The following is an 8,860-nucleotide window of genomic DNA, read 5'->3' as shown; positions in this document are numbered from 1 at the left end:
GAGTACATTGTACGAAAGCTGAAATAATTATTGCATAATGCCACTTGTTTTATGGCCGTCATTAAATTAGTGACAATTCTTTTTTGTGAACCACCCCATAAAGTAGACACAGCAACATGTCCACTCCGACGCACGGGGGTTACAGTTATAACGTAAAGCAATCTACCAGATGCCCAATATCAGGCCTGATTTCTCGCCAATCACTACGCGATCCACAATGAATAAGCGTATCTGGGATGTATGACGCAGAAACCCTATCGACCCGATATTCCGCCGAGCCCAAACCTGCTTTATCAAGGAGCATTTTATGTGTGCCGTGCCGAATACCATACCACGCAGACAATTCCCTACTGCATTTACCATTCTGTTTCTTATTATGTTGCTGGCCATTGCGCTGACCTGGATAATTCCGGCGGGTGCCTATGCCAAGCTCTCTTATAATCCGGCTAGTGAAAGCCTGATGGTCAATAGCCCACAGGGGGAAATAAACCGACTTCCTGCAACCCAGGATGCCCTGGCAAAACTCAATATCAATATTGCGGTGGAGCAATTTACCAACGGCACCATCCGCAAGCCCATCGCCATTCCCGGCACCTATGCCCGATTGGAGCAAGCGCCCAAGGGGCTCGGTGACGTGGCGGTCAGCATGGTCAAGGGCACCATAGAGGGGGCGGATATCATCGTCTTTATTCTGGTGCTCGGGGGGCTGATCGGCGTCATCAACAAGACAGGTGCCTTCAGTGCGGGGCTGGTGGCGCTGTCGCGCAAAACCCGGGGCAATGAGTTCCTGTTTGTGGCGCTGGTCTGCTTCGTGATGGCGCTGGGAGGCACCACCTGCGGACTGGAGGAAGAGGCGGTCGCCTTCTACCCCATACTGGTGCCCATCTTTCTGGCGCTCGGCTATGACTCCATCGTCTGCGTAGGGGCCATCTTCCTCGCCGCCTCCATGGGAACCACCTTCTCCACCATCAACCCCTTCTCGGTGGTGATCGCCTCCAATGCCGCCGGCATTCCCTTTACCGAGGGGCTGATCTTTCGCGCCATTGGCTGTCTGGTAGGCACCCTGGTGGTGATCAGTTATCTCTACTGGTACTGCAAGAAGATCAAGGCCAACCCGGCCTTCTCCTACACCTATGAAGACAGAGAGAGTTTTCGCGCCCGATTTCTCAAAGAGGGCACCATTGACGAAGGGGTGCCCTTCACCCTGCGCCGCAAGATCATTCTGACCCTGTTTATCTTCGCCTTTCCGCTGATGGTGTGGGGCGTCTCCATGGCCGGTTGGTGGTTTCCGCAGATGGCGGCCTCCTTCCTGACCATCGCCATCATCATCATTTTTATCTCGGGTCTCAAAGAGAAAGAGGCGGTCGAGGCCTTTACTCAGGGGGCGTCGGAGCTGGTGGCCGTCTCGCTCATCATCGGGCTGGCACGGGGGGTCAATCTGGTACTGGATCAGGGGATGATCTCGGACACCATTCTGGCCTACGCCTCCGATCTGGTCTCCGGCATGCACGGCGCCGTGTTCGCGGTGGCGCAGATGCTGGTGTTCACCCTCTTGGGGCTGGTGGTGCCCTCCTCCTCGGGGCTTGCGGTGCTCTCCATGCCCATCATGGCGCCGCTGGCAGATACCGTGATGATCCCCCGCTATATCGTGGTATCGGCCTACAACTGGGGGCAATACGCCATGCTTTTTCTGGCCCCCACCGGACTGGTGCTGGTCACTCTGCAGATGCTTGGCATCCAGTTCAACAAGTGGGTCAAGTTCGTCCTGCCCATGGTGGGCTTTGTGCTGGGATTTGGCGCCCTGATGCTGGTGGCGCAAGTGATGTTGGCCTGATGGGCCTGTGATACATGAGTGACAACACCCCGTGCCTCGCGCGGGGTGTTCTTTTGTCAGCCTTAGTGACGCACCCGCCCCTGCTGGCGGAAGCAGTAGAGTTTAAGGCTGATGTCGGCGATATCGGCGGGAAGCTCCTCTCCCTGCTCGGCCAGGGGCCGGTAGAGGGATGAGAGCAGACGTTCGGCCTGCTGCACCGTAATGATGTTGGCCTGGATGGCCGGGGTGATCCAGCTGGGTAACATTGACATATCTCCCCCTCGTTGATCCGGTGATCTCGGGTGAACCTCTTCATTTCAGGTCTTACGCAGTTGTCTGCCGACCCGTTCACCCTTTGCTTCACCCAATCAAAGCAAAATGCTTGCCGTGATCTCGTATCGGCCCGCTTTTCTTCAAATTGAGAAATTCATCAATCACTTGCGTAACAAGATCGGAGGACTACTCACCACCTCAAGCGCTAGCGCCTTGCCGCTGAGATATTCTGCTCGCCACTCACCTTGCAAATTGCGACTCGCGTTGCACTTTTTCTCACTGGCAACCAAACCATGCGCCAGAAACTGGTCACTTTTAGTCCGTTGTCGCCAAAGTCAGACACTTTTGGCAGCTGGCTATTTTTCAACCTTGTCACCCATTGTCGCACCCTCGTCCCTCTCGTCTTGTCCGCTGCCGTGACTATGACAAGATGGCGCCAGATTGGAACAGCCCGGATGGGTATGCAGGAGAACAACAAGATGAACAGATCCATGATGGCAGGTATCGGTATTGGCATCGCCTCTGCCCTGGCGCTCTCGGCGGCGGCAAGCGGCTTCCTCTTTACACCCCAGCCCACCTTTGCCGAGGTGATCGCCAGCAAGCCGGTCACCGAGACCATCAAGACTCCCCGACAGGAGTGTCGCAACGTCACCGTGACCCACCGCAAGCCCATACAGGATGAGCACAAGATCCTCGGCACAGTGGTTGGAGCAGCGCTGGGTGGCGTACTTGGCCACCAGTTTGGTGGGGGCAGCGGCAAGAAGGTAGCAACAGCCGCCGGAGCGGTTGCGGGTGGCTACGCTGGCAATCAGGTGCAGGGCAATATGCAGGCGGGCGACACCTATACCACCACCGAGCAGCGCTGCAAGACGATGCAGGATAGCAGTACCCGCACCATCGGCTATGACGTGACCTACCGCCTGGCAGGTCAGGAGGGGGTGATCCGGATGAAACAAGCCCCCGGCCCAACCATTCCGGTCAAGGATGGCAAACTGGTGATCGAGCCGCAAAAAGGGTGATCACCGCGCTTAAAACCAAAGAGTGAAGGCCCGCCTCTTGCGAGACGGGCCTTTGGTTTTATGACTTGTTACGCGGTTACACGGCGTTCGTCATCGAAGGGACAAACTGCTGCTCAACCCTTGCAGCACTTCTTCACCGCCCGCACCACATTCTGATAGCCGGTACAGCGGCAGAGGTTGCCTGAAAGGCCGCGGCGGATCTCCGCCTCGGTCAGCGGACGGCGCTCGGTCTTGTCGAGCAATGCCGCGCTCGCCATCACGAGACCCGGGGTACAAAAACCGCACTGCACCGCCCCCTCGTCGATAAAGGCCTGCTGCACATCGGAGAGCTCATTGCCTTTGCGCTCCCCCTCCACGGTACGAATGGATTTGCCATCGGCCCACACCGCCAGATAGAGGCAACTGTCGATGGCGGTGCCATTCACCCGCACGGTACAAGCGCCACACTCACCGACACTGCACCCCTCTTTCACGCTGATAAGCCCCTGCCCGCGCAGGAAGTGGAGCAGCGACATGGTGGGCGGCACAGCATAGGAGTAAGGTTTGCCGTTGATCTCGCACTGGATCTCCACAGCGGGACAGCTTTGCGGTTGCATCATAGGATCTTGCCTCCGGCACGTTCGACAGCGCAGGCGACCACCCGCTGCGCCAGGGTTTTGATGAGGTGCAGGCGAAACTCCTTTTCTGCCCGCCAGGAGGATCGCGGCGCCACATCGGCCACCACCGCCTCGGCAATCGCGGCCAGTGTGGCACGAGTCAGCGGTTGCCCCTCGGCCGCAGCTTCCGCATGAGGCGTGCGCACCGGGGTCGGGGCTGCCACCCCATAGGCCAGCCGCAGGCGCTTGAAATGGCCATGCTCAATCTGGCAGTAGGCGGCGCAGCCGATGGTGGCGATATCCATGGCATCGCGCATGGCATATTTGAAGTAGTGGGATCCCACATGGGGATGAGTATCCGGGGCGAAATGAAACGCCACCAGGATCTCCGCCGGTTGCAGCGCCACCTTGCCGGGGCCGGTGTGAAAACCGGCGATGGGGATGCGGCGGGTACCATTGGGGCCGGCGATTTCCAGTTCGGCTTCCAGCGCGACGGTGGGCGCCGCCGAGTCGGCACTGGTGGCGCCGTTGCAGATATTGCCGCCATAGGTGGCGACGTTGCGGATCTGCGGCCCGGCTATGGTGGCGGCCGCTTCCGCCAGCATTGGCAGGCGGCGCTGCACCAGCTCGTTTTCGATGATCTCGGTAAAGGTGGTGCCGGAGCCGATACGGATTGACCCATCAGGCAACTCGCTCACCCCTTTGAGTTCTGGCAAGTCGTGAATATCGACGATATGGCGATAGGCGGCGTTGAGGTGATGAAGCTGGATCATCACATCTGTGCCACCGGCCAAGAGACGCGCCTCGGGGTCAGCCTGACGCAGGGCGACTGCCTCGGCCACACTGTGCGCCTTGTAGTAACGGGCAATATCAAACATGGTGTTGCTCCTCCCCTGATCCCTCGCCAATCAAACCCGCGGCGACAAACTCCCGGAACAGGGTCTTGGGGGTAATGGGCAGCTCGTTGATGGCGACGCCGGTCGCCATGCGAATGGCGTTACGGATGGCGGGGCCCGGCGAGATGATGGGCGGTTCTCCCAGAGATTTGTGGCCATAGACCGACTGGGGCTCGTAGGTCTGCACGAAGTCGCATTCGAGCTCGGGCAAGTCCAGCATGGTGGGGAACTTGTAGTCGAGCAGGTTGGGGTTGCGCACCACACCCGTCTTGGCGTCGATAATCATCTCCTCGAACAGCGACCAGCCGATCCCCATCCCCATGCCGCCATGCACCTGCCCCTCTGCCAGCTGCGGATTGAGGATCTTGCCCGCATCGTGCAGGTTGATGATGCGATTGATGGTCACTTTGCAGAGATCGATATCGACGCTGAGATCGACAAAGGTACAGCCAAAGCTCGGCGGGTTGGTGGTGGTCTTGTGGGAGACTTCCGAGGTGATCTGGCCGCCGATGGTGAGGTGGTAGTAGGCGTTGACCGACACCTCGGCCACGCTGATCAGCACCTTGTCCGGCGCACCGGCCAACACCACGTAGCCGTCGATCAGGGTCAGCGATCCCACATCCTGATGGCAGAGCTGGGCCGCCAGCGACAAAATGCGCGCCCGCAGTTGCAGCGCCGCCTGATGGATGGCGGGGGCCGCCACATAGCTCTGGCGCGAGGCGAACGAGCCCGGATCGTAGGCGGTAATATCGGTATCCTGAGTCGAAATGACCCGGATCTGCTCAAACGGAATGCCCAACGTCTGGGCCGCCATCTGGGCAAAGACGGTATCCGATCCCTGCCCTATCTCGGTGGCGCCGATCTGCAGATTGACGGTGCCATCCTGATTGAGCAGCATGCGTGCGCCAGCAATTTCGACCCCCACCGGATAGGTGTTGGAGCCGTAGCTAAAGCACGCCACCCCGATGCCACGGCGCACCCGACTTGCCGGATCCTGCCCCAGACACTCGGCCTTGAGTCGATCCCACTCGAACATCTCGCGGCCACGCAGCAGACAGTCCGGCAACCCGGCGCTGTAGATGGTCTTCTGGTTGACCTGATTGACATCCCCTTCCCGCGCCACGTTGGCGATACGCACATCGAGCGGATCCAACCCCAGTTCGGCGCAGGCGTCATCCAGCATGCACTCAAGGGCAAAGATCACCTGCGGCGCGCCGTAACCGCGCATGGCACCGGCGGTGGGCAGGTTGCTGTAGAAGGTTTTAGCGTCATAACCGAAGGCACTGCGCGGATAGAGGTAGCTGATCTTGTTGCCACCGGCACTGGCGATGGAGTGGCCGTGAGAGGCATAACCGCCGGTGTTGGAGAGCACGTCGAGCTGATAGCCCTTGAGAGTGCCGTTGCGGTTGAGGCCCATCTTGCCGTCGATGGCAAAGCCGTGGCGGGTGCGGGAGGCGAAGAAGCACTCTTCCCGGCTCAAGGTCACCTTGACCGGCACGCCGCCAAGCTTGTAGCTAAGAAACGCCGCCATCGGCTCTTCCAGCACATCCTGCTTGTTGCCAAAACCGCCGCCCATATAGGGCTTGATCACCCGCACGCTGGACCAGGGCAGACCGAGGGACTTGGCCACCCGGCTGCGCACTATCTGGGGGATCTGGGTACTGCTGACCACTATGATGTGGTCCGGCTGATCCATGTAGGCGTAGCAGGTCACCGTCTCCAGATGGCAGTGCTGTACTACAGGAGTCCGGTAGTGCCCCTGAAACTGCAGATCGGCCGCCGCAATGGCCTGCTCCGGGTCATTGGCGCGAAGCTGGCTTTGCCGCAGCAGATTGCCGCTCGGGTGAATGGGATAGGCATCGTCGGCCAGCGCGCTTTCGGCATCCGTCATCACTGGCAGTGGCTCGTAGGTGACCTTGACCAGCGCGGCCGCTTTTTCGGCCACCAGCGGATCGCGGGCTACGACTATGGCCACCCCATCGCCGAAGTGGCGCACATGGTCGGTGAGCAGACGGCGGTCTTTCACATCCCGTTTTGCCTCATCGAGGGACCAGGCGTGGCCGGCTGTGCGAAAACAGGTGGTGGGGACATCTTCATGGGTAAACACGGCTTCGACCCCGTGCAGGGCCAGTGCCTCGGTCGTGTCGATTGCAAGCACCCTGCCATGGGCAATATTGCTACGCACGTACTTGGCGTGGCGCATCCCGAGCATGATGTTGTCATCGGTATAGCGGGCGCTGCCGGTCACCTTGGCCTCGGCATCCACCCGCTTGAGCGGCAATCCTATGGACATATGCAAGTCCTTTTTTCGAAGGGAAAAATCTGGAACCGGAATAAAAAACAGCAAGATATGCGCCTGTTTCCCGCCATCGTCAGGAGAATGGGGAGAAGTGTGAAGGGGATCCCATCTAGCCCGCTTATGTTGGGCCACAGCCACGAGCCAAGCACAACCCTTAAACAAACGAGGCGCATCAGCGATGAAAAAAGCGGCAGAGCGAGGAGAGCAAGAGTGGGAGCCTATCAATCTGGTAGGAGGATTTATCAAAATGGTATCGAGATGGCCCCCAACTGCGGAGACGGACGAGGCGTGATAGCCAGCGTGGGCGGGCTGAGCGCCGCAAACATAAGCAGATATAAAGAACGCAGGCATAAAAATGGGGCCGTCAGTGCGACCCCAAACGGGCGGGTTATCCCTAAATAGCCCACCCCCCAGCATAAAAGAGCACCAGTGCCAGGGCGATGATCACGGTGCCGACGTTGAGCTTGTGCCACTCCTTCGAGCAGATGCGGCCGATCACCAGGGCACTGAAACCCAGCATGATGCCGGTTACGATGTTGCAGGTGAGCACGATAAAGACGGCGCACACCAAACCGGACATGGCACCGACCGAATCGTTGAAATCGAGCTTGGTAACGTTGCTCAGCATCAAGAGCCCTACATACATCAGGGCCGGTGCGGTGGCATAGGCGGGCACCAGATAGGAGAGCGGCGAGAGGAACAGCATCAGCAGGAACAGACCGCCAACCACGGTCGCGGTGAGACCGGTTTTTCCCCCTGCCGCCGTGCCCGCTGCCGATTCGATATAGACGGCAGCCGGTGCCGCCCCCACCAGACCGGAGAAGATGCTGCTCACCGAGTCGGCACTCAGCGCCTTGCCGCTGTTGATGATGTGACCATCCTTATCCAGCAGGTTGGCCTGCCCTGCTACCGCCCGGATGGTGCCGGTGGCATCGAATACCGCCGTCATCACCAGCGCCAGCACGCTCGGCAACACCAGCGGCGAGAGGGCCCCCATGATATCCAGGCTGAAGATGAGGGACTGGCCCTGCCCGTCCGAGAGGCTCGGCAGGGCGAACAGCCCCTGATACTTCACCGCAGGATCGAAGATAAGGCCGAAGAGGGAGATGGCGATGATCACCAGCAGGATCCCCCCCGGTACTCTCAGCTTCTCCAGCCCGAAGATCACCGCAAGGCCTATCAGGGACATGATGACCGGCATCGAGGTAAAGGCCCCCAGCGCCACCGGCAGCCCCTCCAGCGGGTTCTTGATCACCAGCCCCACCCCGTTGGCGGCGATAAGCAGCAAGAAGAGACCGATACCGATACCGGTGCCGTGGGCAATGCCCATCGGCAGGTTGTCGAGGATCCAGCTACGCACCCCGGTCACCGAGATGGCGGTAAAGAGTACCCCCATCAGGAAAACGGCCCCCAGCGCCACCGGAATGGGGATCTGCTGCCCCAGCACCAGACTGAAGGCGGTAAACGCAGTGAGGGAAATAGCGCAACCGATGGCCATCGGCAACTTGGCCCAGAGCCCCATCAAGAGCGAACCAAGCCCCGCAACCAGACAGGTGGCGACAAACACGGCGCCGGGAGGAAAGCCCGCCTTGCCGAGCATGCTTGGCACCACGATCACCGAGTAGACCATGGCAAGGAAGGTGGTGAGGCCCGCCAGAACCTCCTGTCTGACATTGCTGCCCCGCTCGCTGATCATAAAGTAGCGATCAAGAGCCGTGAGCGGCTGTTGCTTTAGTGCGCTCTGGCTGGCGTCACCATTGGCCAGCTGTTCCACGCTGTTTGTCCTGCTGTTTGCTTGGGTCATACCCAACTCCTTCACACGCGCCTGAATGTTCCATGACGAAATGGCGACAGGATCTGCGGGTCTGCCTCGCGCCAGTCTGATGAGAAACAGGCGATGGCGGCAGAGAATGCGACAGACAGACCAGGGTAGGCAGCCTTAACTCAAACGTTTGCCTTGCTGG

The 8,860-nt window shown here is 59.6% G+C and carries 7 protein-coding genes; 2 read left to right on the top strand and 5 right to left on the bottom strand.

Annotation, left to right across the window (positions count from 1 at the left end; genetic code table 11):
* The first annotated feature begins 307 nt into the window (after nucleotides 1–307).
* Nucleotides 308–1,834 (top strand): YfcC family protein, encoded by a 1,527-nt coding sequence (locus ACRAUW_RS05615; RefSeq protein ID WP_431361499.1) that lies wholly within the window; start codon nucleotides 308–310, stop codon nucleotides 1,832–1,834.
* Between the two features lie 62 nt (nucleotides 1,835–1,896).
* On the opposite strand, the gene ACRAUW_RS05610 is transcribed toward ACRAUW_RS05615, so the two are convergent.
* A complete protein-coding gene (locus tag ACRAUW_RS05610; RefSeq protein ID WP_005345660.1) occupies nucleotides 1,897–2,085 on the bottom strand; it encodes a hypothetical protein in 189 nt (62 codons plus the stop codon).
* A gap of 480 nt (nucleotides 2,086–2,565) precedes the next feature.
* Between ACRAUW_RS05610 and ACRAUW_RS05605 the strand changes: the two genes are divergently transcribed.
* Nucleotides 2,566–3,105: a glycine zipper 2TM domain-containing protein gene (locus tag ACRAUW_RS05605; RefSeq protein WP_431361498.1), complete on the top strand. Its 540-nt coding sequence runs from the start codon at nucleotides 2,566–2,568 to the stop codon at nucleotides 3,103–3,105.
* A 113-nt stretch (nucleotides 3,106–3,218) separates the two neighbouring features.
* Here the strand turns inward: ACRAUW_RS05605 and xdhC are convergent, their stop codons facing one another.
* The 4 genes from xdhC to ACRAUW_RS05585 form a co-directional block, all read right to left on the bottom strand.
* The gene (gene xdhC, locus ACRAUW_RS05600; protein WP_139402076.1) at nucleotides 3,219–3,704 is read right to left on the bottom strand and encodes a xanthine dehydrogenase iron sulfur-binding subunit XdhC; all 486 of its coding nucleotides are present in this window, start codon (nucleotides 3,702–3,704) and stop codon (nucleotides 3,219–3,221) included.
* A complete protein-coding gene (gene xdhB / locus ACRAUW_RS05595) occupies nucleotides 3,701–4,579 on the bottom strand; it encodes a xanthine dehydrogenase FAD-binding subunit XdhB (RefSeq protein WP_431361497.1) in 879 nt (292 codons plus the stop codon). Before xdhB ends, xdhC begins: the two co-directional genes overlap by 4 nt.
* Entirely contained in the window at nucleotides 4,572–6,890 is a 2,319-nt protein-coding gene (xdhA, locus tag ACRAUW_RS05590) for a xanthine dehydrogenase molybdenum-binding subunit XdhA (protein WP_431361496.1), read from the bottom strand. The genes xdhB and xdhA overlap by 8 nt, the downstream gene beginning before the upstream one ends.
* A gap of 400 nt (nucleotides 6,891–7,290) precedes the next feature.
* The gene (locus ACRAUW_RS05585; protein WP_431361500.1) at nucleotides 7,291–8,592 is read right to left on the bottom strand and encodes an NCS2 family permease; all 1,302 of its coding nucleotides are present in this window, start codon (nucleotides 8,590–8,592) and stop codon (nucleotides 7,291–7,293) included.
* Nucleotides 8,593–8,860 lie beyond the last annotated feature (268 nt).

The organism is Aeromonas sp., assembly GCF_050633025.1.
Lineage (GTDB): Bacteria > Pseudomonadota > Gammaproteobacteria > Enterobacterales > Aeromonadaceae > Aeromonas.
This window is presented reverse-complemented; position numbering and strand designations above follow the sequence as displayed.

Coding starts and splice junctions, on each gene's coding strand:
- ACRAUW_RS05615 (WP_431361499.1), top strand. CDS start 308: ATGTGTGCCGTGCCGAATACCATACCACGCAGACAATTCCCTACTGCA.
- ACRAUW_RS05610 (WP_005345660.1), bottom strand. CDS start 2,085: ATGTCAATGTTACCCAGCTGGATCACCCCGGCCATCCAGGCCAACATC.
- ACRAUW_RS05605 (WP_431361498.1), top strand. CDS start 2,566: ATGAACAGATCCATGATGGCAGGTATCGGTATTGGCATCGCCTCTGCC.
- xdhC (WP_139402076.1), bottom strand. CDS start 3,704: ATGATGCAACCGCAAAGCTGTCCCGCTGTGGAGATCCAGTGCGAGATC.
- xdhB (WP_431361497.1), bottom strand. CDS start 4,579: ATGTTTGATATTGCCCGTTACTACAAGGCGCACAGTGTGGCCGAGGCA.
- xdhA (WP_431361496.1), bottom strand. CDS start 6,890: ATGTCCATAGGATTGCCGCTCAAGCGGGTGGATGCCGAGGCCAAGGTG.
- ACRAUW_RS05585 (WP_431361500.1), bottom strand. CDS start 8,592: ATGATCAGCGAGCGGGGCAGCAATGTCAGACAGGAGGTTCTGGCGGGC.